The following is a 23,712-nucleotide window of genomic DNA, read 5'->3' on the forward strand; positions in this document are numbered from 1 at the left end:
CCGGGGAAGCGCAGGGAATTCCGCAATTGTACGTGGTGGAAGGGAACGGACGCATCCGTACGCCCTCAAGCTTCAAGGGCGAACCCTTCTCCCTCCGGGAGCACGCGGGGAGGGCACAGGGATGTGCCCGGCTTTGAGGAGCGAGGAAGGTGGAGGCAGCCGGATGAGGGTCCGGCCGGAGCGAAGCACATCACTCTTGCGCTCCGCCCGCACCCTCACCCCAACCCCTCTCCCACTGGGAGAAGGGCTTCAATTCGGCGCACCGCATCGCGAAGCCCGCGTCAAGCCCCTGCGTCATTCTTGCCCGTGCGGACGCCGCGGCCTATGATTCGCGGGTTCCAGGCACGCCGGTTATTCCATGATCGTGCTTCGACCAGCTGCCGCCGGCCTGCCGTGCGCGACGATTTGGCTCAAGCCTAATCGCGCCCTCAGCCGGCGCGATCTGCGTCGATGGATTGGGGTACTGGCGGCTTTGGCGCTGACGACGGCCGGACTCGGCGCATGGCAGGGCAACGTATTCGCTCCGCTGTTCGCGCTGGTCGAATCCTCCGCGGTGGCTCTCGCCCTGGGCGTAGCCTGGCGGGCCGGCGACCGCAGCGAGCGCATCACCCTCGACGCCACGTCGCTGGAGGTGCAATCCCTGCCGGGCCGGCGCAGTGCGCGCTTCCAGTCCTACTGGGTGCGCGTGCGGCTGGGGGAGGGGGCGGGACGCCATCGTCTGCTGCTGACGTCGCACGGGCGCGAGCTGGAGATCGGGGCATTCCTCACCGACGAGGAGCGCGCCGAGCTGTCGAGGAAACTCATGGTGCTGCTGGCGGACCTTCATCCCCAGCCGCGCAGGTAGGTTCAACAAGGGTGCAAGACATGACATCTGGCGGCATCAGGATCAAGGCATGGGTGGCAACGATCTGCGCGCTGTTTGCTGGCGCGGCGTGGTCCAACCCGGAACCCGGTCAGCTGAACATGACGCGCGGCGTGACCGAATGGTCCTCCGAGCCTTACTTCCTCAATAACGTCGCCCTGGGTGTCTGCGTCGTCATCGGCATCGTGGTGTTCGGCGCGATGTTCGTGGCGATGTTCCGCTTCCGCAAATCGCGCGGCGCGGTGGCCGAGAAGTGGTCGCACAACACCACGCTGGAAGTGGTCTGGACCACCATCCCGGTGCTGATCCTGATCGTGCTGGCCTACCTGGCCACCGGCGGCCTGAAGACCTTCGCCGACACCACCGGCTCGCAGATGACCGTGAAGATCACCGGTTACCAGTGGAAGTGGCGCTACGACTACGTCGACTACCAGGGCAAGCCGGTCGAGAAGGTCGGCTTCATGTCCAAGCTGGACCGCGAGAGCGACGAGACCCGCCAGCTGAAGTCCGGCCTGGACCCGAACGCGGTCAAGGTGGACGGCTACAACACCTATCTCATCAACGTGGACGAGCCGCTGGTGGTGCCGGTCGGCACCAAGATCCGCTTCGTGATCACCGCCGGCGACGTGATCCACTCCTGGTGGGTGCCGGCGCTGGGCTGGAAGATCGACGCCATCCCCGGAATCGTCAACGCGGCCTGGACCAACATCAAGGAACCGGGCGTGTACCGCGGCCAGTGCGCCGAGCTGTGCGGCCAGGACCACGGCTTCATGCCGATCGTGGTGAAGGCCGTGCCCAAGGCCGAGTTCGAGCAGTGGCTGGCGCAGAAGCAGCAGGCGGCGCAGCCGCAGCCTGCCGCGCAGCCGGCCGCTCCGGCTCCGGCTTCCAGCGCCGCCGCGCCGAGCACCGCGCAGGCGGCCGCTCCGGCGAACAGCCACCAGGGTTGATCCTTCGGCCACACGCCGTCCCACAGAATTCCGTTTAGGTAGAGGTGCAAGGCCATGGCCCACGCAGCCACCCACGATCACCACGACGACCATCACGGCGCGCCGAAGAACTTCTTCGTGCGCTGGTGCATGTCCACCAACCACAAGGACATCGGCACGCTGTACCTCGTGTTCTCGCTGCTGATGTTCTTCATCGGCGGCAGCTTCGCGATGGTGATCCGCGCCGAGCTGTTCAAGCCCGGCATGCAGCTGGTGCAGCCGTACTTCTTCAATGAAATGACCACGATGCATGCGCTGGTCATGATCTTCGGCGCGGTGATGCCGGCCTTCGTGGGCCTCGGCAACTGGATGATCCCGCTGATGATCGGTGCGCCGGACATGGCGCTGCCGCGCATGAACAACCTGTCGTTCTGGATCCTGCCGTTCGCCTTCGCGCTGCTGCTGTCCACCCTGTTCATGGCGGGCGGCGGCCCGGCCGGCGGCTGGACCCTGTACCCGCCGCTGTCGCTGCAGACCGACTCGCTGGCCTACGTGGTGTTCGCCGTCCACCTGATGGGCATCAGCTCGATCATGGGCGCGATCAACATCATCGCGACCATCCTCAACATGCGCGCCCCGGGCATGGACCTGCTGAAGATGCCGGTGTTCGTGTGGAGCTGGCTGATCACGGCGTTCCTGCTGATCGCGGTGATGCCGGTGCTGGCCGGCGCGGTGACCATGCTGCTCACCGACAAGTACTTCGGCACCAGCTTCTTCAATGCCGGCGGCGGCGGCGACCCGGTGCTGTTCCAGCACATCTTCTGGTTCTTCGGGCACCCCGAGGTCTACATCATGATCCTGCCGGCGTTCGGGATCATCTCGGAAATCATCCCGACCTTCTCGCGCAAGCCGATCTTCGGCTACAAGGCGATGGTGTTCGCGATCGCCTCGATCGCCTTCCTGTCGTTCATCGTGTGGGCGCACCACATGTTCGCGGTCGGCCTGCCGCTGGGCGCCGAGATCTTCTTCATGTACGCCACGATGCTGATCGCGGTGCCCACCGGCGTGAAGGTGTTCAACTGGGTCAGCACCATGTGGGGCGGCTCGATGACCTTCGAGACCCCGATGCTGTTCGCGGTCGCCTTCGTGATCCTGTTCACCATCGGCGGCTTCTCCGGCCTGATGCTGGCCCTGGTGCCAGCCGACTTCCAGTACCACGACTCCTACTTCGTGGTGGCGCACTTCCACTACGTGCTGGTGACCGGCGCGATCTTCGCCATCATCGCGGCGACGTACTACTGGCTGCCGAAGTGGACCGGCCACATGTACAGCGAGTTCTGGGGCAAGGTGCACTTCTGGAACAGCGTGATCTGGGTGAACGTGCTGTTCTTCCCGCAGCACTTCCTGGGCCTGGCCGGCATGCCGCGCCGCATCCCGGACTACAACGTCGCGTTCGCCAACTTCAACATGATCAGCTCGATCGGCGGTTTCCTGTTCGGCGCCTCGCAGCTGATCTTCCTGGGCGTGATCGTGCATGCCGTGTGGTTCTCCAGGAAGAAGGCCACCGACCGCGTGTGGGAAGGCGCCAAGGGCCTGGAGTGGACCGTGCCGTCGCCGGCGCCGTACCACACCTTCGAGCTGCCGCCGGTGATCCACGACGAAGAGCTCGCCCACGGCCACGTGGAAGACTGACGATGAAAGGCGCCTGCCGCGGCAGCGTGGCGGGCGCCGGCAACATTCGATGAAAGACGGCGTTCCGATGAACCAGCAACTGACGGAAACCGAACAGGCGGCGCGGCTCAAGCGCGCCAGGCGCACCGCTTACGCGGTCGCGGCGATCGCGGTGGCGGTCTTCCTGTTCTCGATCCTGCAGATGCTGTGGATCTCGAAGTAACGCGGTACCGGTTTCGCAACCCCGTGCAGTCCGGCGGGTGGAAGTAAACGAAGAAATCCACGGGAACCTCACCATGGGTCAGCAGCAAGGCGCTTATTTCGTACCGTCCAAGAGCTCGTGGCCGATCGTGGCCGCGGTCGTCATGTTCGTCACCGTGCTCGGTGCCGCGCACTGGCTGAACGCGCAACCCGGCGAGGCCAGCTTCGGCAAGACGCTGCTGACGGTTGGCTTCGTCGGCATCCTGGCCATGTTCTTCGGCTGGTTCCGCTCGGTGATCCGCGAATCGCTGGCCGGCAGCTACAACGCCCAGGTGGACACCTCGTTCCGCATGGGCATGATGTGGTTCATCTTCTCCGAAGTGATGTTCTTCGGCGCCTTCTTCGGCGCGCTGTTCTATGCCCGCATGTTCTCGGTGCCGTGGCTGGGCGGCGACGGCCACGGCGTGCTGACCCACCAGTTCCTGTGGAGCGACTACGCGGCCGCGTGGGGCGCCAATGGCGGCGGCGGTCCGGCGCGCATCGGCGGCGACTTCCAGACGGTGGCGCCGTGGGGCCTGCCGCTGCTGAACACGCTGATCCTGCTCACCTCCAGCATCACCGTCACCATCGCGCACCATGCGCTGAAGGCCGGCCACCGCGGCAAGCTGCTGGTGTTCCTGGGCCTGACCGTGCTGCTCGGCGCCACCTTCCTGTACTTCCAGGCGCACGAGTACATGGAGGCCTACAAGGAGCTCAACCTGACGCTGCAGAGCGGCGTGTACGGTTCGACCTTCTTCATGCTCACCGGCTTCCACGGCATGCACGTGACCCTGGGCACGATCATGCTGGCGATCATCTTCTTCCGCTGCGCCAAGGGCCATTTCAGCAAGGACCACCACTTCGGCTTCGAAGCCGTGGCCTGGTACTGGCACTTCGTGGACGTGGTGTGGCTCGGCCTGTTCATGTTCGTCTACATTCTTTGATGGCTCGTCTCCGAGGCCGCCGCGCCCGGAAACGAAAAAGCCCGCCGGAAGGCGGGCTTTTTCTTTGGGCCGGGTTTGGTCCGGGAAGGGGCCTGGCCGGAATGTCGCGGGAGCGGCGCGGTCCCCGGCGGGCCGCTACAATTGCTTCTTTAATTCAGCGACCTACGCCGTGCGGATGCAGCCAGCCCATCCAGATGCCCAGCACCACCATCAGGATGAGCAGCACCGAGAGTCCGATACGGCGGGTCAACGCCCACACCGTGCGCTTGCTGCCGTCCTTGTCGGTCATCATGAAGAACAGCGCCTGGCCGAGGTTGAACAGCACCACCAGCAGCAGGATCACCAGCGCATATTTGTAGATGGTTTCCACGTGATTGGCCCGAAGCACGATGACATCCGCAGTATAGCCTCGCCCCGTGGCGGCTCCGTATGAGCCTGCTGCGGCGTCCGCGCTGGTGGGCGGTGGTGCTGACCGTGGCCGGAGTGCTGCTTTTCGTACACCTGGGCCAGTGGCAGCTGCATCGCGCCGACGAGAAGGAAGCACTTCTGCGTCGCTATGCCGCAGCGGCGCAGGAGCCCGTGCGCGAATTTGCCGCGGTGGCCGAAGCGCCGCCGGCGGATGCGTTTCCGCGCGTGCGGGTGAGCGGCCGATACCTCGCCGACCGCGTCTATCTGCTGGATAACCCCAAGCACGACCAGCGCGGCGGCGTGGAAGTGTTCGTGCCGCTGCGGCCGCAGGGCAAGGAGCGCCTGCTGCTGGTGGATTTGGGCTTCCTGCCCGGCAACGGCACCGACCAGGCGCCGCAGCTGCCGCCGCTGCCGGACGGCACAGTCGAACTCAGCGGCTTCTATCAGCCGCCGCCCGGCGTGGGTTTCGAGATGGGCGGCAATGCGCTGGCCGGCCAGGCGCATTGGCCGAAGACCACGATCTATGTCGATCTCGCCCAGGTCGCCAAGGATCTCGGCGCCACCCTCTATCCGCGCGTGCTCGCGCTGGAAGCGGAGCCGGCCTCGATCTACATGCGCGAGCACACGCCCGACTTCAGCTCGATGCCGCCGGCGCGCCATCGTGCCTATGCCTTCCAGTGGTTCACCTTCGCCGTGGTGGCGGTGGTGATGTTCCTGTTCCTGCACCGCAAGCGCAAAGCCAGACAAGGGGACTTGCGATGAGCCAAACCCAGCATCCCGTGCCGCCCGCCCAGCGCGCCGGCCGCCTGAAACTGCTGCTGATCATGGCGATCTTCGCCGCGCCGATCGTCGCCGCGGGCCTGCTCACCGTCGGCGGCTACCAGCCCAGCGGCAAGGGCAACGGCCTGCCGATCAACCCGCAGCGCAACTTCGCGCAGGAAGCCCTGCGCGTGCAGCTGCCGGACGGCAAGGACTGGGCCTGGCGCGCGGACGAGCCGAAGCTCACCCTGGTCGCGCTGCCCGCGGCGGACTGCGCCGCGGCCTGCGTGGAAACGCTCAACAAGATCGCCGCCGCGCGCGTCACCTTGAACCGCAATGCGCCGCGCCTGCGCCTGCTGCTGCTGTCGGCGGCGCCGGCGGTGGGCAAGGTGGAGCAGGGCGTGTGGCAGCCCGATACCAATGCCGATTTCCGCTGGCAGCTCGGCAGCGACGCCGACGGCAAGCTGGCGCAATGGCGTGCCGCCACGCCGGGCGGGGTGGCCGCGCTGCTGGTCGAATCCAATGGCACCGCGCTGGCGCACTATCCGGAAGGCTTCAACCCGACCGGCCTGCGCAAGGACCTGCAGAAGGTGATCCGCTGATGTCCTCGCGTTCCGTGAAAATCCTGCGCGGCCTGGCACTGCTGGCCGCCGTGTTCGCCTTCGGCGTGGTGATGTTCGGCGCCTTCGTGCGGCTGTCCAATGCCGGCCTGTCCTGTCCGGACTGGCCGACCTGCTACGGCAAGGCCACCTGGCCGGAACACCAGCACGAGATCGCGCAGGCCAACCAGGCCTTCCCCGACCGCCCCTTCGAAACGCACAAGGCCTGGCGCGAACAGGTGCACCGCTTCCTGGCCGGCACGCTGGGCATGCTGGTGTTCGCGCTGGCCCTGATCGCGAGCTGGCGGCGGCCGTGGGCGCGCTATGCGGTGATCGTGTCGGCGATCCTCGCCGCGGTCGGCGTCACCATGTACATGCGCGGCGAGCACAGCATCTCCTCGATCGTCTCGGCCTTCGCCATCGGCCTGCCGCTGCTGGCGGCGCTGGCGCTGGATCGCCCCGGCGCATGGCGCATCAGCGTGCTGGCCTTCGGCGTCATCATCTTCCAGGCCATGCTGGGCATGTGGACGGTGACCCTGCTGCTGAAGCCCATCGTGGTAATGGGCCATCTGCTCGGCGGCATCACCACCTTCGCCCTGCTGGCCTATGCGGCGCTGCGCTTTGCCGGCGTCGGCGCGCGCGACGGCAGCTATGCGCCGCTGCGCCGGCTGGTGGCGATCGGTATCGTGCTGCTGCTGGCGCAGATCGCGCTGGGCGGCTGGACCTCCGCCAATTACGCGGCGCTCGCCTGCGGCACGGATTTCCCCAAGTGCCTGGGCCAGTGGGCGCCGCCGACCGATTTCCCGCAGGGCTTCGTGCTGTGGCGCGGCGTCGGCGTGAACTACGAAGGCGGCGTGCTGGACATGGCCGCGCGCAGCGCGATCCAGATCGCCCATCGCCTCGGCGCCCTGGTGGTGTTCTGCTACCTGGCCTGGCTGGCGCTGCGCGCCACCCGCCGCGGCCTGCGCGGGCACGGCCTGGCCATCGCGGTGGTGCTGGTGGCGCAGGTGCTGCTGGGCATCAGCAACGTGCACTTCGGCCTGCCGCTGCCGGTGGCCACCTTGCACAACGGCGTGGCGGCGCTGCTGCTGTTCGTGCTGCTGGCGACACTGGCGCGCACGCAGCGGCGGCAGGACGATGGCATCTTTCAGGGGCTGGGTTGAGCATGAGCCGCGTCAACGAATACATGGAACTGACCAAGCCGCGCGTCGTCGCGCTGCTGGTGTTCTGCGCCGTGATCGGCATGTTCCTGGCGGTGCCCGGCATCCCGCCGTGGCGCGCGCTGGTGTTCGGCACGCTGGGCATCTGGCTGGCCTCGGCCTCGGCCGCCGCGTTCAATCACCTGATCGACCAGCGCATCGACAAGCTGATGGCGCGCACCGCGCACCGCCCGCTGGCCACCGGCCATCTCACGCCGCGCCAGGTGGCGGTGTTCGCGCTGTCGCTGGGCGTGCTGTCGATGCTGGTGCTGGTGCTGCTGGTCAATCCGCTCACCGCGCTGCTCACTTTCGGCGGGCTGATCGGCTACGCGGTGGTGTACACGGCGTATCTGAAGCGCGCCACGCCGCAGAACATCGTGATCGGCGGCCTGGCCGGCGCGATCCCGCCGGTGCTGGGCTGGACCGCGGTCACCGGCGAGCTGCATGCGTTCGCGCTGCAGCTGTGCCTGATCATCTTCGTGTGGACGCCGCCGCATTTCTGGGCGCTGGCGATCTTCCGCCGCGACGACTATTCGCGCGCCCAGGTGCCGATGCTGCCGGTGACGCACGGCGTGGTGTACACGCGCTGGCACGTGCTGTTCTACACGGTGCTGCTGTTCCTGGTGACCTTGCTGCCTTCGCTGACCGGCTACAGCGGGCTGGTCTATCTCGGCGGCGCGGTGGTGCTGGGCGCGGGCTTCCTCTATTACGCGGTAAGGCTGCTCAATCCGCCGGATGAGTTCTTCGCGATGAAGGTGTTCAACTACTCCATCGTGTATCTCATGGCCCTGTTCGCCTTCCTGCTGGCCGACCACTGGCTGGTCGATCCGCTGCTGCAGCAGGGGCAGGGCTTCGTACTTCAACGCGCGGCGTAGCGGCGTAGGTTGGGGTGAGCCCCAGGCGAACCCCAACGCACCGCAACGTTGGGGTTCGCCTGGGGCTCACCCCAACCTACGGGCGCGCAAAAACTTTCGTTCGCGATTCAGCCATTTGTGGTTGACACTCCCGCACCGCAGCAAGACAATTCGCGCGCCCTCCGGCGCGCTGCGCCCGACGGCATCCCTGTCCGACCAACCAAGGCATATGGACGTTTACCCTAGTCGCAACGTCGACATCCGCGAGCATCGGGTGCCGGCGTCGCATAACAAGCTGATGATCTGCGGCGACCGCCTGCGGTCGGCCGGCGCTTTCCTCGACTAGGGAAGACCGGCCCACTCCTGACGGCCGCCCCAGGCCGTAACGAGGAGATGGGCTATGAAGCTCCTTCGCGATTTTTTCCGTCTGCCCGCCGCGGGCCGTTCCCTGCTGGGCCGCCGCGCCGTTCGCCGCACCTGGACCGTCACCGTGCCCGCGCCGCAGGCCGTGGCCGTGCGTGAACCGGTCACCGTCGCCATGCACAGCAAGCCTGAGTCCGCCCGCGCCCGTCCGGCCACGCGCCGCACCGCGCCGAAAGCACTCGGTCATCTTCAGCTGGTATCTCAGCGCTGAGGGCTTTGACGCCATGAAGCGCACCGTGCTCCGCAAAGGCTGGCCCCCGCCAGGCCGCGGGCGCTGGCCGCTGCAGCGGCCCTAGCGCGGGCATTCAGTGCACGCGGACTTCAGGTCCGCCGACTCGCTGGTTCGCCCTGTTACCACGCATCTCCCGGAAGCGAGTCATGATCAAGCATTCCACCCAAACCGTCGCCGGCAAGGCGTCCGGCAAGGGCGCCGGTGCGCCCGTGCGCGTCGCGGTCGCGCTCGAGGCGTTCCGCCACAACGAGGCGCTGTTCGCCGCGCTCGATACCAGCGCGGCCGGCCTGGACGCCGAGCAGATCGCCGAGCGGCTGGACCGCGACGGCATCAACGAGGTCTCGCACGAGAAGCCGCCGCACTGGTCGCACCAGCTGCTGCGCGCGTTCAAGAACCCCTTCATCATCGTGCTGCTGGTGCTGGCGGTGGTGCAGCTGGCGACCGACGGCGACGACCTGGCCGGGCCGATCATCATCGCGGTGATGGTGGGCATCAGCGTACTGCTGAGCTTCACCCAGGAATTCCGCTCGTCCAAGGCGGCCGAGAAGCTCAAGGCGATGGTGCGCAACACCGCCACCGTCACGCGGCGCGCCGAGGACGGCCACAGCGAGCGCATCGAAGTGCCGGTGGGCGAGCTGGTGGCGGGCGACATCGTGCATCTGGCCGCGGGCGACATGGTGCCGGCGGACCTGCGCCTGTTCAGCGCCAAGGATCTGTTCATCAGCCAGGCCATCCTCACCGGCGAATCGCTGCCGGTGGAGAAGTCCGCGCCGACGCCGGCGCAGGTGACCGAAGCTTCCACACAGGGCGACAACCCGCTGGACCTGCCCACCGTCTGCTACATGGGCACCAACGTGGTCAGCGGCAGCGCCAGCGCGGTGGTGGTGGCGACCGGTTCGCGCACCTACCTGGGTTCGCTCGCGCACACCATCGTGGGCCAGCGCGTGCGCACCAGCTTCGACCGCGGCGTGAACAGCGTCAGCTGGCTGCTGATCCGCTTCATGGCGGTGATGGTGCCGATCGTTTTCCTGATCAACGGCCTGGACAAGCACGACTGGCTGCAGGCCTTCCTGTTCGCGCTGTCGGTCGCGGTGGGCCTGACCCCGGAAATGCTGCCGCTGATCGTCACCGCCAACCTGGGCAAGGGCGCCCTGGCCATGTCCAAGCGCAAGGTGGTGGTGAAGCGCCTGAACGCGATCCAGAACTTCGGCGCGATGGACGTGCTGTGCACGGACAAGACCGGCACGCTGACCCTGGACAAGATCGTGCTGGAGCGCCACCTCGACCTGTACGGCGAGGAGTCGGACGAGGCGCTGGAATACGGCTATCTCAACAGCCGCTTCCAGACCGGCCTGAAGAACCTGATGGACAAGGCGGTGCTGGAGCACCGCGACCTGGAGACGGTGGCGCAGCAGTACCGCATCGTCGACGAGATCCCGTTCGACTTCCAGCGCCGCCGCATGTCGGTGGTGGTGCGCCACGGCGAGGGCGACGAGCTGCTGGTGTGCAAGGGCGCGGTGGAAGAGATGCTGTCGATCTGCGCCTATGCCAAGGTTGGCGACGAGATCCTGCCGGTGACCGACGAGATGCGCGCGGACATCAAGGCGATGACCCGCGGCCTCAACGAAGACGGCCTGCGCGTGCTGGTGGTGGCGGTGAAGCACCAGCCGCCGGCGGGCCGCGCCTATGGCGTGGCCGACGAAGCCGGCCTCACCGCGGTGGGCTGCCTGGCCTTCCTCGATCCGCCGAAGGATTCGGCCGCCACCGCCATCGCCGCGCTGCATACCCACGGCGTGGAAGTGAAGGTGATCACGGGCGACAACGAGGCGGTGACGCGCAAGATCTGCCGCGAGGTGGGCCTGGACGTGCAGCACTCCGCGCAGGGCAAGCACATCGAACCGCTCAACGACGAGGAGCTCGACGCGCTGGTCAAGCGCACCACCGTGTTCGCCAAGATGTCGCCGCTGCAGAAGGCGCGCGTGGTGAAGTCGCTGCAGCGCCAGGGCCACACCGTGGGCTTCCTCGGCGACGGCATCAACGACGCGCCGGCGCTGCGCGAGGCGGACGTGGGCATCTCGGTGGATACCGCCACCGACATCGCCAAGGAGTCGGCCGACATCATCCTGCTGGAAAAGAACCTGATGGTGCTGGAGGAGGGCGTGATCGAAGGACGCATCACCTTCGGCAACATCATCAAGTACATCAAGATGACCGCCAGCTCCAACTTCGGCAACATGTTCTCGGTGCTGGTGGCGAGCGCGTTCCTGCCGTTCCTGCCGATGCTGCCGCTGCAGATCCTGGTGCTGAACCTGCTGTACGACATCTCGCAGCTGTCGATCCCGTTCGACCGCATGGACGACGAATACCTGCGCAAGCCGCGCAAGTGGGACGCCAGCGATATCGGCCGCTTCATGGTGTGGATCGGGCCGGTCAGCTCGATCTTCGACATCACGACCTTCCTGCTGCTGTGGTACGTGTTCGGCGCCAACAGCGATGCGCACCAGTCGTTCTTCCAGTCCGGCTGGTTCGTGGAAAGCCTGCTGACGCAGACCCTGATCGTGCACATGATCCGCACCAAGCGCATTCCGTTCCTGCAGAGCGTGGCCGCGGCGCCGGTGCTGGGCCTGACCACGGCGATCATCGCGATCGGCCTGCTGGTGCCCTACACCGGCCTGGGCGCGAAGATCGGCATGGTGCCGCTGCCGCCGGTGTACTTCGGCTGGATCGCGCTGACGGTGCTGACCTATTGCGTGCTGACGCAGCTGGTGAAGCTGCTTTACATCCGGCGCTACGGCCGCTGGCTCTGATGTGAGGGGAACAGGGATCGGGGAACGGGGAGCCGCGGTTCTCCGCTTTGCCCGTTCCCCGATCCCCATTCCCTGATCCCCCGACGAAGGAGGACCAAGCCATGAAAGGCACCTTCGCCCTGCTCGATATCGCCGGCTACGTCGCCCTGCTGCTGTGGGGCACGCACATGGTCACCAGCGGCGTGCTGCGCGGCTACGGCAGCGCGCTGCGCCGTTGGCTGGGCCGCTATCTCGGCCACCGGCCCACGGCGTTCGCGTTCGGCATCTGCATCACCGCGCTGCTGCAGAGCAGTACCGCGGCCGGCCTGATGGCCACGTCGTTCGCCGCCAGCGGCTTCCTCGGCCTGGCGCCGGGGCTGGCGGTGATGCTCGGCGCCAACGTGGGCACCACGCTGATCGTGCAGGTGATGTCGTTCGACATCTCGCTGATCGCGCCGGTGCTGGTGCTGGCGGGTTTCACCATCCACCGGCGCAGCGACGACGCGCGCTACGAAAACCTCGGCCGCGTGTGCATCGGCTTAGGGTTGATGCTGCTGTCGCTGCACCTGCTGGTGCTGTCGCTGGCGCCGGTGGAGAACGCGCAGGCGCTGCGCGCCGTGCTGCAGAGCCTGGCCAGCGAGCCGGTGCTGGCGGTGCTGGTGGCCGCGCTGATGACCTGGCTGTTCCATTCCAGCGTGGCGATGGTGCTGCTGGTGGCCTCGCTGGCCAATGCCGGCGTGGTGGACGGACCGGGCGCGCTGGCCCTGGTGCTGGGCGCCAACCTGGGCGGCACCCTGCCGGCCCTGCTGGAAGCGCACACGCCGGTGGCGCGCCGGCTGCCGCTGGGCAATCTGCTGGTGCGCGCGTTCGGCTGCGTGCTGTGCCTGCCGCTGCTGCATCCGCTGGCCGCGTGGCTGGCGCCGCTGGGCGCGTCGCCGGCGCGCATCGCGGTGAACTTCCATACGGCGTTCAATCTCGGCCTGGCCGTGCTGTTCATCCTGCCGGTGGAGCGCATGGCGCAGCTGCTGGTGCGGATGCTGCCGGATCCGCCGCGGCCGGACGATCCGGGCGTGCCGCAGTACCTGGACGAGGGCGCGCTGGATTCGGCCAACGTGGCGCTGGCCAATGCCGCGCGCGAGTCCATGCGCATGGCCGACATGGTCGAGGGCATGCTCAAGGGCCTGGTCGAAGTGTTCGGCAAGGACGACAGCGTGCGCGCCGCCGCGATCGGCCGCATGGACCCGTGGCTGGACCGCCTGGGCGTGGCGATCCGCGAATACCTGGCGGACCTGGGCGGTGAAGCGCTGAACGAGGAAGACGGCGAGCGCAGCCAGGAGATCCTCGCCTTCGTGATCAATATCGAGCATATCGGCGACATCACCGCCAACAACCTGATGGAGTTCGCCGCCAAGAAAGCCCAGCGCGGACAGGACTTCAGCGCCGACGACATCCAGGACCTGGCCGCCATGCACGGCCAGGTGATGGAAAGCCTGCGCCTGGGGCTGGCGGTGTTCATGCGCGGCGACCTGCGCGCGGCGCAGCAGCTGGTGTCGCGCAAGGAGGCGATCTGGCGCCTGGAGAACGAAGCCTCCGAGCGGCATATCCGCGCGCTGCGCGAACGCCGCGACGGTGGGGGCGGCGGCGATGTGTACCTGCGCATCCTGCGCGATCTCAAGCGCATTCATTCGCACCTGGCGGCGCTGGCGTATCTGCCGCTGGAGCGCGCCGGGCTGCTGCAGGGCAGGCTGGTGCGAGATAAAGCCCCTCTCCCGTCGGGAGAGCGGGCGTAGGTTGGGGTGAGCCATAGGCGAACCCCAACATCGCAACATTCGGACGCATCGCACTGTTGGGGTTCGCCTGTGGCTCACCCCAACCTACGCCGATCTCTTTCGAAGTTTTGAATATCGGAGAGCCCCGCACTTGGACCCAGACCCGTCTAGTCACCTAACGCTGCACTGACGCCGTCTCCCGTCCACGCCTGAGCGCGTGGCCCGGACGCGGCGGACGGTGTTCCGACCGCGTCCGGGCTACCGGCAGCGCCACGCGCTGCCCGTTTCCCGCCGCCAGCCTGTCGTCATGGCCGCTTCGGCCAGGACGGCGCACGCCCATGCCTCGGGAAAACTCATGTCGTTCCGCATCAAGCATTCTTCCGTTGTCCTGCTGTTCGCTCTCGCTGCCTGTTCGCGTACGGAACAGGCGCCAGCCCCGGCGCCCGCCGTCGTCAACGACGCCGGCATCCTGCGCATCCCCGCCAACTCGCCGCTGCGCGAGCGCCTGAAAGTGCGCACCGTAGAACAGCGCGCGCTGCCGCATGCGCTGGTGGCGCCGGCCACGATCGAAGCCGATCCCAGCCATACGGTGAACGTGCTCGCGCCGGTCACCGGCCGCATCGCCGAGCTGCGCGTGAAGCTGGGTGACCGCGTCACGCGCGGCCAGGTGCTGGCGCTGATCGCGTCCGGCGACTACGCGCAGGCCGTGGCCGACCAGCGCAAGGCGGCGGATGCACAGGCGCTGGCGAAGCAGGCGCTGGAGCGCGCGCAAGCCGTGCAGCAGGCCGGCGGCGCCGCGCAGAAGGATCTGGAAGCGGCGCGCAGCGGCTATGCGCAGGCGCAGGCCGAACTGGCGCGCACGCAGGCTCGGCTGGCGGCGCTGGGCGAAGGCGACGCACGCGGTGTGGCGGTGCGTTCGCCTGCCGACGGCAGCGTGACCTCGCTGAGCGCGGCCGTGGGCGCCTTCGCCAACGACGCCAATGCCGCCTTGATGACCATCACCGACCTGGGCCATGTCTGGGTCACCGCCAACGTCGCGGAGGACGAAGCCGCGCAGGTGGCGCCAGGCCAGTCCGCCGAGGTGGTGTTGCCGGCCTGGCCGGGCCGGCATGTCGACGGCGTGGTGCAGTCGGTGAGCGACGTGCTCGATGCCGACTCGCGCCGGGTCAAGGCGCGCATCGTGGTGGCCAACGGGGACGGCGCGCTCAAGGCCAACATGTTCGCCACGGCGACGTTCCGCGTGCCGCAGCCGCGCACGCTGCTGGTGCCGCAGTCGGCGCTGCTGATGAACAACGACAGCGTCACCGTCTTCGTCGAAGTATCGCCGTGGGCCTTCGTGCGCCGCACGGTGGAGCTGGGCCAGGACGAAGGCGGCGACGCGCGCGTGCTCAAGGGCCTGGCGCCCGGCGAGCGCGTGGTGGTGGCGGGCGGAGTGCTGATCAATGATTGACAAGATCATCGCCTGGTGCCTGCACAAGCGCGGGCTCGTCTTCGGCATCGCGGTGCTGCTGGCGATCTACGGCCACTACGCGTGGACGCGGCTGTCGGTGGAGGCGTATCCGGAACTGAGCGACGTCACCGTGCAGGTGACCACCCAGGTGCCGGGCCTCGCCGCCGAGGAAATCGAACAGCAGATCACCACGCCGCTGGAGCGCGCGCTGGCCGGCACGCCGGGGCTGGCTTCGATGCGTTCGAGCAGCACCTTCGGCCTGTCGCTGATCACCCTGGTGTTCCGCGACGGCGCGGAAATCTACTGGTCGCGCCAGCGCGTGACCGAGCGTATCGCCGGCGTGACGCTGCCGCAGGGCGTGGCACCGGGCCTCGATCCCGTCTCCGGACCCGCCGGCGAAATCTATCGCTACACGCTGGAGTCGGACACGCGCAACCTGATGGAGCTGTCCGAGCTGCAGCGCTGGAAGGTGATCCCCGCGCTGCAGCAGGTGCCCGGCGTGGCCAACGTGGACAACTTCGGCGGCTTCACCAAGGAGTTCCAGCTCGAAGTCGATCCGCAGAAGCTGCTGCAGTTCGGCGTAGGCATGAACGACGTCATCACCGCGCTCAGCGCCAACAACACCAATGCCGGCGGCGGCCGGGTCACGCGCGGCGAGCAGTCGTATGTGATCCGCGGCGAAGGGCTGATGCGTTCGCTCAAGGACATGGGCGATATCGTGGTGGTCCAGCACGGCGGCAACCCGGTGCGCATCCGCGACCTGGGCAAGCTGCAGTACGGGCATCAGATCCGCGAGGGCATTCTCGGCAAGGACGGCAATCCCGACACCATCGAAGGCATCGTCGACCTGCTGCTGGGCGAGAATCCGTCGAAGGTGCTGCAAGGCATCCACGCCAAAGTCGACGAGCTCAATCGCCAGCTCGCGCCGATGGACGTGCGCATCGTGCCCTTCCTCGACCGCGACGAGCTGGTGCAGGCCACGGTGAGCAAGGTCGGACATACCGTGCTGGAGGGCGTGGCCCTGGTCTGCGTGGTGCTGATCCTGTTCCTGGGCAGTCCGCGCAGCGCGCTGGTGGCGGCGGTGGCGATTCCGTTCGCTTTGGTGACCACGTTTATCGCGATGCACTTCACCGGCATGCCGGCGAACCTGTTCTCGCTGGGCGCGATCGACTTCGGCGTGATCGTGGACGGGGCGATCGTGGTGACCGAGGCGATCCTGCGCAAGCGCGAGGCGCGGCCCGACGCCTACCTGCACGAAGCGGACGTGCTCGGTGCGACCAGGCAGGTGGCGCGGCCGATCTTCTTCGCCACCTTGATCATCATCACGGCCTACGCGCCGCTGCTGGCCTTCGAGCGCGCCGAGGGCAAGCTGTTTGCGCCGATGGCGCATACCGTCGGCTACGCGCTGCTGGGTGCGTTGCTGTGCGCGATCACCCTGGTGCCGGCGCTGGCCTGGCTGGCGCTGCGCAAGCCGCGCAAGATGTTCCACAACAAGCCGCTGGAGCGTCTGCAGAGCGGCTATCGCGGTCTGCTCGAACAGCTGCTGCGCCGTCCGCGCATCGCCTATGCGATCGCCGGCGCCGCGCTGGCCGCGGTGCTGGCGCTGGGCGCGAGCATCGGCCGCGAGTTCCTGCCCGACCTCGACGAAGGCTCGCTATGGGTGCAGGTGCAGCTGCCCAGCGGCCTGTCGCTGGAGAAGGCCAGCGAGATGGCCAGCGAGTACCGCCGCGTGGTGGGCGAGTTTCCCGAGGTGAGCTACGTGGTCACCCAGCTCGGCCGCAACGACACCGGCAGCGATCCGTGGACGCCTTCGCATATCGAATCCGGCGTGGGGCTGAAGCCATATGCGCAATGGCCGGGTGGCGAGACCAAGGCGCAGTTCGTCAACCGGCTCAATGCACGGCTGCAGCAGCTGCCAGGCATCAGTGTCGGCATCAGCCAGCCGATCATCGATGGCGAGAACGATATGGTCGGCGGCGCGCACAGCCCGCTGGTGCTGCGCATCTACGGCGAGGACTTCAAGGAGCTGCGCCGCATCGGCGGCGAGATCGTGGGCGTGCTCAAGGACGTGCGCGGCACCGCGGATGCGTCGATCTTCCAGGAGCCGCCGATTCCGCAGCTGACCGTGACGGTGGACCGCGATGCGGCCGCGCGCTACGGCATCAACGTGGCCGACATCAATACGCTGATCCAGACCGGCGTGGGCGGTGCGGCGATCACCCAAGCCTATGTGGAGGACCGCGTCTACAACGTCACCGCGCGGGTGCCGCACCAGGTGGCGGCCAGCCCCGCCGCGCTCGGCGGCCTGGTGCTGACCGCACCCTCCGGCGCGCGCGTACCGCTGGCGATGGTGACGCGCATCGTGCAGCAGACCGGCGAAAGCACCATTGCCCACGAGGGCACCGAGCGCCAGCTCACCGTGCGCATCGACAACCGCGACCGCGCGCTGTCGGACTATCTGGCCGAGGCGCAGGCGCGCATCGGCGACAAGGTGAAGTTCGATGCGCGCAAGTACCGCCTGGAATGGGCCGGCCAGTTCGAGAACCAGCAGCGCGCGCAGGCACGCCTGGTGGTGGTGATGCTGCTGGTGCTGGCGGTGATGGCGGTGCTTCTGTTCGCCGAGTTCGGCAATCTGCGCCAGGCCCTGCTGGTGCTGGCGGTGGTGCCGCTGGCCACGCTGGGCGGGCTGATCTCGCTGCACGTAAAGGGCGAGACCTTGAATATCGCCACGGCGGTGGGCTTTATCGCGCTGTTCGGCGTGGCCGTGCAGAACGGCATCATCATGGTCGCCAACTTCAACCGTATGCGCCGCGAAGGCCACGGCGTGCGCGACGCCGTGCTGCTGGGCGCCACCGAGCGCTTCCGCCCCGTGCTGATGACCGCCACGGTGGCCAGCGTCGGCATGCTGCCGGCCGCACTGGCCACCGGCATCGGCACCGACGTGCAGCGCGGGCTGGCCACGGTGGTGGTCGGCGGACTGGTGATCGCCACCCTGCTTACCTTGTTCATCCTGCCGGCGTTCTACGACGCGCTCGAACGTTTCGTCGAGCGCCGTGCGCGCCGCGTGCATCCGGCGAAGGAGATCTGATCATGCGCCAGCTCATTACCAGGTACGCGGGCTGCGCGCTCGCCCTAGGCCTCGCCGGTTGCGCCGTCGGGCCGGACTTCCATCGTCCCGAAGCGCCCAAGGCGCGGATCGAGGCTCCCTCGCTACCGGACGGCGATACGCAGAAGATCGTCGCCGCGATGGATATTCCCGGCCAATGGTGGACGCTGTTCCACTGCGCGCCGCTGGATGCATTGATCGCCGACGCGCTGCGCCGCAACGCCGATGCGCAAGCCGCGCACGCGGCGCTGCAGGCGGCGTGGGAGAACGTCTATGCGCAGCGCGGTGCGTACTTCCCGCAGGCGAACGCGGGCTACAGCCCGACGCGGCAGGACATCGCCAGGGACCTGGCCAGCCCGGCGCAGTCGGGCGCCAGCCTGTACAGCCTGACCACGGCGCAGGTCAGCGTTTCGTATGCGCCGGATCTGTGGGGCGGCACGCGGCGCCAGGTGGAATCGCTGGTGGCGACCGCGCATGCGCAGCGTTTCCAGCTGGAGGCGACCTATCTCACCCTCACCAGCAACCTGGTGAACGCGGCGATCACGGAAGCCTCGCTGCGCGCGCAGATCGACGCCACGCGGGAGATCGTCGAGGCGCAATCGACGATCCTCGCCACCCTGCAGCGCCAGCAGGCGCTGGGCGATGTCTCCGAAGCCGCGGTGGCGGCGCAGCAGGCCGCGCTGGAGCAGAGCCGTGCCGGCCTGCCGCCGCTGGAGAAGCAGCTGGCGCAGCAGCGCGATCTGCTGGCGGCGTTGAGCGGCCGGACGCCGGATGAAGAGCTCGGCGCGCAGTTCACCCTGGACAGCCTGCAGCTGCCTGCCGAACTGCCGCTGAGCCTGCCGGCGCAACTTGTCGAGCAACGCCCCGACGTGCGTGCCGCGGAAGAACAGCTGCACGCCGCCAGCGCGGCGGTCGGCGTCGCCATCGCCGGGCGCCTGCCCAATGTGCAGATCAATGCCAGCTTCGGCCGCACGGCCGGCAAGGCGGGCGCGCTGTTCGACGCGGGCAGCGGCTTCTGGAACCTCGGTGCCGGCATCACCCAGCCGTTGTTCGACGGCGGCACGCTCAAGCACAAGCAGCGTGCGGCCGAGGCGGGCTATCGGCAGGCAGCGGCGGAGTATCGCGGCACGGTGCTCGCGGCGTTGCAGAACGTGGCCGACGTGCTGCATGCCGTGGAAGCGGATGCGCGGGCGCTGCAGGCGGCGCAGCATGCGGAGCGGGCCGCCGCGCGCAGCCTGGACATTGCACGGAAGCAACTGGCGCTGGGCGATCTCAGCGAAAGCGCGCTGCTCAATGCGCAGCTGGCGTGGCAGCAGGCGCGCATCGCCCTGGTGCAGGCCCAGGCCGGACGCTACGCCGATACGGTGGCGCTGTTCCAGGCGGCGGGCGGCGGCTGGTGGCATCGCGACGATACCGTGGAGGCAGTCGGTGCGCGGTGATGGACTGGATGGATATGGACGTTTAGACGTCCATATCGACCACTCTTTCGCGTGGCTTACGCAATAACTTTCGATATCGCAGGGCCTTTTATGTGCGCTGTGTCACTCGCGACCATGCCATCGGTCATACCCTTGTCGTCTGGGACTGGATGATGTCCCGGCAGGGGAATCTCACAACCAAAGAGGGTGGGTAGACATGGAGTGGAAGAAGTTGCTCACTGGCAGTCTGATGACTGCCGGCATGGTGTTCGCGTTGCCTGTACTGGCCGGCACCCTGCCTGATCACGAGGAATTCGAAACCGGCTTGTACGTGCCCTTCCAGGGGACGGGTGCGCGTACGGCATTGCTGCATTTCTCTTATCCGGGCGCCGTGCAGGGCACGCCGGTGGCATGGTCGGTGGACCTGCTCGATGCGCAGGGCCGCGTGCTGCGCAACTGGCAGGGCCTGAGCGCGCTGCGTGCCGGCGGCACGCAGGCCAAGGTGACCTGGGACGGCCTGGGCGCCGCGGGCGCCACGCTGAGCCCGGGTTTCTACACGGTGCGCCTGCGCGCGATCGCGCTGGACAACGACACCGTACAGCGCATCGGCACCGGCCTGCCGTCCAGCGCGCTGGCGGCGGCGGGCGCCAAGGCGCCGCAGCTGGTGGAAGAGCAGCGCTACGACGTGCTGGTCGGCAGCGTGGCCAAGCCGCAGATGCCGGCCTTCACCGCGTTGCGCCACACCAGCCGCAGCAGCGCGCCGGCGACGATGTCCGCCGCGATCGTGCAGCCGCAGTCGGTGGGCGCGACGGGCAGCCTGCCGTACACCATCTACTACGGCAATCTGCATAGCCAGACCAACCACAGCGATGGCGGCGGCGACGTCTCCACCTGCGTGGACGCGCAGAATCCGCAGAGCGCGCCGTACGGCCCGGCCGACGCCTACCAGTACGCGCTGAACGACGGCCTGGACATCCTGATGACGTCCGAGCACAACCACATGTACGACGGCTCCACCGGCACCAATGCCTCGGCCAGCCCGGCCACCGCGCACAATCTGTATCAGTCCGGCCTGCAGGCGGCGAGCACGTTCAACGCCGCGCACTCCAACTTCCTGGCCATCTACGGCCTGGAGTGGGGCGTGATCAGCAACGGCGGCCATCTGAACATCTTCAATTCGCCCAGCCTGCTGGAGTGGGAATACAACAGCTCCAACCAGCTGATCGGCGACGTGTTCACCGCCAAGAGCGACTACGCCTCGCTGTACACGCTGATGAAGACCAACGGCTGGGTCGGCCAGTTCAACCATCCGGCCACCAGCGGCCAGTTCAATGCCGGCGGCCAGGATCTGGGCTATACCGCCGACGGCGACCAGGTGATGGTGCTGGCCGAAGTGCTCAACAGCTCGGCCTTCTCGCACAACACCACTGAGACCGAGACCAGCCGCACCAGCTACGAAAACGCGTTCAATATCTTCCTGGAGCGCGGCTACCACGTGGCGCCCAGCTCCGACCAGGACAACCACTGCGCCAACTGGGGCGCCAGCTACACCAACCGCACCGGCGTGCTGATTCCCAATGGCACCACGCTGAGCCTCAACGCCTTCCTCGATGCGATCCGTGCCCGCCACGTGTTCGCCACCGAGGACAAGACCGGCCAGATCGTGCTCACCGCGAACGGCCATCTGATGGGCGAGCGCTTCAGCAACAGCGGCGCGCTGACGCTCACGGTGAACTACGCCAGCACCGCCGGCCACACCGTGCAGCGCGTGCAGGTGTTCGAAGGCGTGCCGGGCAGCAACGGCACGGTGGCCACCACCTCCAGCACCGCCACCACCACCATCACGCCGGCCAATGGCGATCACTTCTACTACGCCAAGATCACCCAGGACGACGGCAAGCAGCTGTGGTCGGCGCCGGTATGGGTGACCCAGGGCGCAGGCAGCGGCGACACCACGCCGCCGACGGTGAGCGCGTCGGAAAGCGGCAGCTCCGGCACCATCACGCTGTCGGCCACGGCCAGCGACAACGTGGGCGTGAGCAAGGTGGAGTTCTATGTCGATGGCGCGCTGAAGGCCACCGACACCGCCACGCCGTACACGGCCACGGTGGACTCGACCACGCTCGCCAACGGCTCGCACAGCCTGGTGGCGAAGGCGTATGACGCGGCCGGCAATGTCGGCACCAGCTCGACGGTGAGCTTCAGCGTGTCCAACAGCAGCGGTGGCGACACCACGCCGCCGACGGTGAGCGCTTCGGAAAGCGGCACTTCCGGCACCATCACCTTGTCGGCCACGGCCAGCGACAACGTGGGCGTGAGCAAGGTGGAGTTCTATGTCGACGGCACGCTCAAGGCTACCGACACCGCTTCGCCGTACACGGCCTCGCTCGATTCCACCACGCTCGCCAACGGCAGCCACAGCCTGGTGGCCAAGGCCTACGACGCGGCCAACAACGTCGGCACCAGTGCGACGGTGAGCTTCAGCGTGTCCAATGGCGGCGGCACCGCCACCGAGCTGGTGAAGAACGGCGGCTTCGAGAGCGGCGCCACCTCGTGGACGCAGACCAGCGGCGTGATCAACAACACCAGCGGCGAAGCGGCCCACGCCGGCAGCTACAAGGCCTGGCTGGATGGCTACGGTTCCGCGCACACGGATTATGTGCGCCAGTCCATCACCATCCCGGCCACCGCCACCAAGGCCACGCTCGACTTCTTCATGCATATCGACACGGCCGAAAGCGGCAGCACCGCCTACGACACGCTGAGCGCGCAGGTGATCACCTCCGCCGGCAAGTACGTGACGCTGGCGACCTGGTCCAACGCCAACGCCGCGACGGGCTACCAGGAGCACACGGTGGACCTGTCGGCGTATATCGGCCAGACCATCCAGATCAACTTCTACGGGGTCGAGGACAGCTCGAACCAGACCTCGTTCGTGATCGACGATGTGAGTGTGAAGGCGCAGTAAGCCGTTAGGCCCGTCATCCCGGCGCAGGCCGGGATGACGGGTTCAGGGGGGCGTATCGGAGTCGGGTATCGAGCGGGCCGGTGGCGGACATGCGGGGACGTTCTCGCGTTGGCGATCGGGGTAGGTTGGGGTGAGCATGGCGAACCCCAACGTGGCGATCGTGCTGTCCGTCTCGTTGGGGTTCGCTGCGCTCACCCCAACCTACGTGATGGCCGTGCGCTCAATCGATGCGCGTATCGACCGACACCGCTTCCCACGTATCGATATCCACCAGCATCTTCTGCGCATGCCCGCGGATCGCATCCACCGCATCGCGTCCCAGCGCCAGGCGCAGCGGGGTGTCGTCGGCTTCCAGCGCCTTGGCGATGGCGGCGGCGGCCTTGAGCGGGTCGCCTTCCTGGGTCTGGTGCATGCCGTGCGCGAACTGGCGCGTGGCGCCCACGGTGTCGGCATAGGCCGGCAGTTCCGGCATGTAGCGCATGCCGGCGCCGGCCAGGTTGGTGCGGAATTGCCCGGGTTCCACGATCAGCACCTTGATGCCGAACGGCGCCACTTCGCCGGCCAGTGCCTCGGACAGGCCTTCCAGCGCGAACTTGCTGGCGGAGTAGGCGCTGAAGCCGGCGAACGAGAGCTGCCCGCCCAGGCTGGTGATATTGACGATGGCGCCGCTGCGCTGCGCGCGCAGCAGCGGCAGCGCGGCGCGGATCACGCCGGCGGCGCCGAAGAAATTGGTGTCCATCAGCGCGCGCAGTTCGGCGTCGGGGGTTTCCTCCACCGCGCCGACCACGCTGTAGCCGGCGTTGTTGATCACGATATCCAGGCGGCCGAAGCGCTCGACGCCGGCCATGATCGCGGGGTCGGCCTCGTCCGGCTGGGCCACGTCCAGGCGCTGCGCCAGCACGCGGTCCGGCGCCAGCTTTACCAGCGGGGCCAGGCGCGCGGTGTCGCGCGCGGTGGCGACGACGCTGTCGCCGCGGCCCAGCGCGTAGCGCGCGAAGGCATCGCCGAAACCGCTCGATGCGCCGGTGATGAACCAGACTTTGCCTGCCATGGAAGCCCCCGTAATCACGGTCAAGGAACGCACTCCGCGTTCCGGAG

General features: G+C 67.7%; 18 protein-coding genes. 16 read left to right on the forward strand and 2 right to left on the reverse strand.

Annotated features, from left to right (window positions below):
- Window positions 1-358 precede the first annotated feature (358 nt).
- The 5 genes from FHW84_RS06480 (at window position 359) to FHW84_RS06495 (ending at window position 4,643) form a co-directional block, all read left to right on the forward strand.
- A complete protein-coding gene (locus tag FHW84_RS06480) occupies window positions 359-844 on the forward strand; it encodes a DUF2244 domain-containing protein (protein WP_208399646.1) in 486 nt (161 codons plus the stop codon).
- 20 nt (window positions 845-864) lie between these two features.
- The gene (gene coxB, locus FHW84_RS06485; RefSeq protein WP_167253563.1) at window positions 865-1,809 is read left to right on the forward strand and encodes a cytochrome c oxidase subunit II; all 945 of its coding nucleotides are present in this window, start codon (window positions 865-867) and stop codon (window positions 1,807-1,809) included.
- A gap of 54 nt (window positions 1,810-1,863) precedes the next feature.
- Window positions 1,864-3,480 (forward strand): cytochrome c oxidase subunit I, encoded by a 1,617-nt coding sequence (gene ctaD / locus FHW84_RS06490; RefSeq protein WP_167253566.1) that lies wholly within the window; start codon window positions 1,864-1,866, stop codon window positions 3,478-3,480.
- A 67-nt stretch (window positions 3,481-3,547) separates the two neighbouring features.
- Entirely contained in the window at window positions 3,548-3,682 is a 135-nt protein-coding gene (locus FHW84_RS23365) for a hypothetical protein (protein WP_279589675.1), read from the forward strand.
- A 73-nt stretch (window positions 3,683-3,755) separates the two neighbouring features.
- Window positions 3,756-4,643 carry a cytochrome c oxidase subunit 3 gene (locus FHW84_RS06495; protein WP_167253567.1) on the forward strand — a complete coding sequence of 296 codons (888 nt, stop codon included), beginning with the start codon at window positions 3,756-3,758 and terminating at the stop codon, window positions 4,641-4,643.
- A 154-nt stretch (window positions 4,644-4,797) separates the two neighbouring features.
- On the opposite strand, the gene FHW84_RS06500 is transcribed toward FHW84_RS06495, so the two are convergent.
- Complete coding sequence (locus tag FHW84_RS06500) at window positions 4,798-5,013, reverse strand: twin transmembrane helix small protein (protein WP_167253814.1); 216 nt, start codon at window positions 5,011-5,013, stop codon at window positions 4,798-4,800.
- A 59-nt stretch (window positions 5,014-5,072) separates the two neighbouring features.
- Between FHW84_RS06500 and FHW84_RS06505 the strand changes: the two genes are divergently transcribed.
- From FHW84_RS06505 to FHW84_RS06555, 11 genes are all read left to right on the forward strand, one after another.
- Window positions 5,073-5,813 carry an SURF1 family protein gene (locus tag FHW84_RS06505; protein ID WP_167253569.1) on the forward strand — a complete coding sequence of 247 codons (741 nt, stop codon included), beginning with the start codon at window positions 5,073-5,075 and terminating at the stop codon, window positions 5,811-5,813.
- Window positions 5,810-6,412: a hypothetical protein gene (locus FHW84_RS06510; protein ID WP_167253570.1), complete on the forward strand. Its 603-nt coding sequence runs from the start codon at window positions 5,810-5,812 to the stop codon at window positions 6,410-6,412. Before FHW84_RS06505 ends, FHW84_RS06510 begins: the two co-directional genes overlap by 4 nt.
- Window positions 6,412-7,572: a COX15/CtaA family protein gene (locus tag FHW84_RS06515; protein ID WP_167253572.1), complete on the forward strand. Its 1,161-nt coding sequence runs from the start codon at window positions 6,412-6,414 to the stop codon at window positions 7,570-7,572. The genes FHW84_RS06510 and FHW84_RS06515 overlap by 1 nt, the downstream gene beginning before the upstream one ends.
- Window positions 7,573-7,574: 2 nt before the next feature.
- The gene (gene cyoE, locus FHW84_RS06520; RefSeq protein ID WP_167253574.1) at window positions 7,575-8,483 is read left to right on the forward strand and encodes a heme o synthase; all 909 of its coding nucleotides are present in this window, start codon (window positions 7,575-7,577) and stop codon (window positions 8,481-8,483) included.
- A 379-nt stretch (window positions 8,484-8,862) separates the two neighbouring features.
- The gene (locus tag FHW84_RS06525; protein WP_167253576.1) at window positions 8,863-9,096 is read left to right on the forward strand and encodes a hypothetical protein; all 234 of its coding nucleotides are present in this window, start codon (window positions 8,863-8,865) and stop codon (window positions 9,094-9,096) included.
- Window positions 9,097-9,263: 167 nt separating this feature from the next.
- Window positions 9,264-11,924 (forward strand): magnesium-translocating P-type ATPase, encoded by a 2,661-nt coding sequence (mgtA, locus tag FHW84_RS06530; RefSeq protein WP_208399647.1) that lies wholly within the window; start codon window positions 9,264-9,266, stop codon window positions 11,922-11,924.
- Window positions 11,925-12,025: 101 nt separating this feature from the next.
- Complete coding sequence (locus FHW84_RS06535) at window positions 12,026-13,693, forward strand: Na/Pi cotransporter family protein (protein WP_167253578.1); 1,668 nt, start codon at window positions 12,026-12,028, stop codon at window positions 13,691-13,693.
- A gap of 334 nt (window positions 13,694-14,027) precedes the next feature.
- Window positions 14,028-15,122: an efflux RND transporter periplasmic adaptor subunit gene (locus tag FHW84_RS06540; RefSeq protein WP_167253580.1), complete on the forward strand. Its 1,095-nt coding sequence runs from the start codon at window positions 14,028-14,030 to the stop codon at window positions 15,120-15,122.
- A complete protein-coding gene (locus tag FHW84_RS06545; RefSeq protein ID WP_167253582.1) occupies window positions 15,115-18,210 on the forward strand; it encodes a CusA/CzcA family heavy metal efflux RND transporter in 3,096 nt (1,031 codons plus the stop codon). Before FHW84_RS06540 ends, FHW84_RS06545 begins: the two co-directional genes overlap by 8 nt.
- A gap of 2 nt (window positions 18,211-18,212) precedes the next feature.
- The gene (locus tag FHW84_RS06550; RefSeq protein WP_167253584.1) at window positions 18,213-19,667 is read left to right on the forward strand and encodes an efflux transporter outer membrane subunit; all 1,455 of its coding nucleotides are present in this window, start codon (window positions 18,213-18,215) and stop codon (window positions 19,665-19,667) included.
- Window positions 19,668-19,863: 196 nt separating this feature from the next.
- Window positions 19,864-22,614: an Ig-like domain-containing protein gene (locus FHW84_RS06555; RefSeq protein ID WP_167253586.1), complete on the forward strand. Its 2,751-nt coding sequence runs from the start codon at window positions 19,864-19,866 to the stop codon at window positions 22,612-22,614.
- Between the two features lie 220 nt (window positions 22,615-22,834).
- Here FHW84_RS06555 and FHW84_RS06560 read toward each other — a convergent pair whose 3' ends face one another.
- Window positions 22,835-23,665, reverse strand: coding sequence for an oxidoreductase (locus FHW84_RS06560; RefSeq protein WP_167253588.1), 831 nt, complete (start codon window positions 23,663-23,665; stop codon window positions 22,835-22,837).
- Between the last annotated feature and the right edge of the window lie 47 nt (window positions 23,666-23,712).

This window comes from Dyella sp. SG562 (assembly GCF_011759495.1).
Lineage (GTDB): Bacteria > Pseudomonadota > Gammaproteobacteria > Xanthomonadales > Rhodanobacteraceae > Dyella_D > Dyella_D marensis.

Bases quoted from the DNA above. Each gene is read 5' to 3' on its own strand.
- FHW84_RS06505 (WP_167253569.1), top strand. From the start codon at position 5,073: ATGAGCCTGCTGCGGCGTCCGCGCTGGTGGGCGGTGGTGCTGACCGTG.
- FHW84_RS06510 (WP_167253570.1), top strand. From the start codon at position 5,810: ATGAGCCAAACCCAGCATCCCGTGCCGCCCGCCCAGCGCGCCGGCCGC.
- ctaD (WP_167253566.1), top strand. From the start codon at position 1,864: ATGGCCCACGCAGCCACCCACGATCACCACGACGACCATCACGGCGCG.
- FHW84_RS06495 (WP_167253567.1), top strand. From the start codon at position 3,756: ATGGGTCAGCAGCAAGGCGCTTATTTCGTACCGTCCAAGAGCTCGTGG.
- FHW84_RS06525 (WP_167253576.1), top strand. From the start codon at position 8,863: ATGAAGCTCCTTCGCGATTTTTTCCGTCTGCCCGCCGCGGGCCGTTCC.
- FHW84_RS06515 (WP_167253572.1), top strand. From the start codon at position 6,412: ATGTCCTCGCGTTCCGTGAAAATCCTGCGCGGCCTGGCACTGCTGGCC.
- FHW84_RS06535 (WP_167253578.1), top strand. From the start codon at position 12,026: ATGAAAGGCACCTTCGCCCTGCTCGATATCGCCGGCTACGTCGCCCTG.
- FHW84_RS06545 (WP_167253582.1), top strand. From the start codon at position 15,115: ATGATTGACAAGATCATCGCCTGGTGCCTGCACAAGCGCGGGCTCGTC.
- cyoE (WP_167253574.1), top strand. From the start codon at position 7,575: ATGAGCCGCGTCAACGAATACATGGAACTGACCAAGCCGCGCGTCGTC.
- FHW84_RS23365 (WP_279589675.1), top strand. From the start codon at position 3,548: ATGAACCAGCAACTGACGGAAACCGAACAGGCGGCGCGGCTCAAGCGC.
- mgtA (WP_208399647.1), top strand. From the start codon at position 9,264: ATGATCAAGCATTCCACCCAAACCGTCGCCGGCAAGGCGTCCGGCAAG.
- FHW84_RS06560 (WP_167253588.1), bottom strand. From the start codon at position 23,665: ATGGCAGGCAAAGTCTGGTTCATCACCGGCGCATCGAGCGGTTTCGGC.
- FHW84_RS06550 (WP_167253584.1), top strand. From the start codon at position 18,213: ATGCGCCAGCTCATTACCAGGTACGCGGGCTGCGCGCTCGCCCTAGGC.
- coxB (WP_167253563.1), top strand. From the start codon at position 865: ATGACATCTGGCGGCATCAGGATCAAGGCATGGGTGGCAACGATCTGC.
- FHW84_RS06555 (WP_167253586.1), top strand. From the start codon at position 19,864: ATGGAGTGGAAGAAGTTGCTCACTGGCAGTCTGATGACTGCCGGCATG.
- FHW84_RS06540 (WP_167253580.1), top strand. From the start codon at position 14,028: ATGTCGTTCCGCATCAAGCATTCTTCCGTTGTCCTGCTGTTCGCTCTC.
- FHW84_RS06480 (WP_208399646.1), top strand. From the start codon at position 359: ATGATCGTGCTTCGACCAGCTGCCGCCGGCCTGCCGTGCGCGACGATT.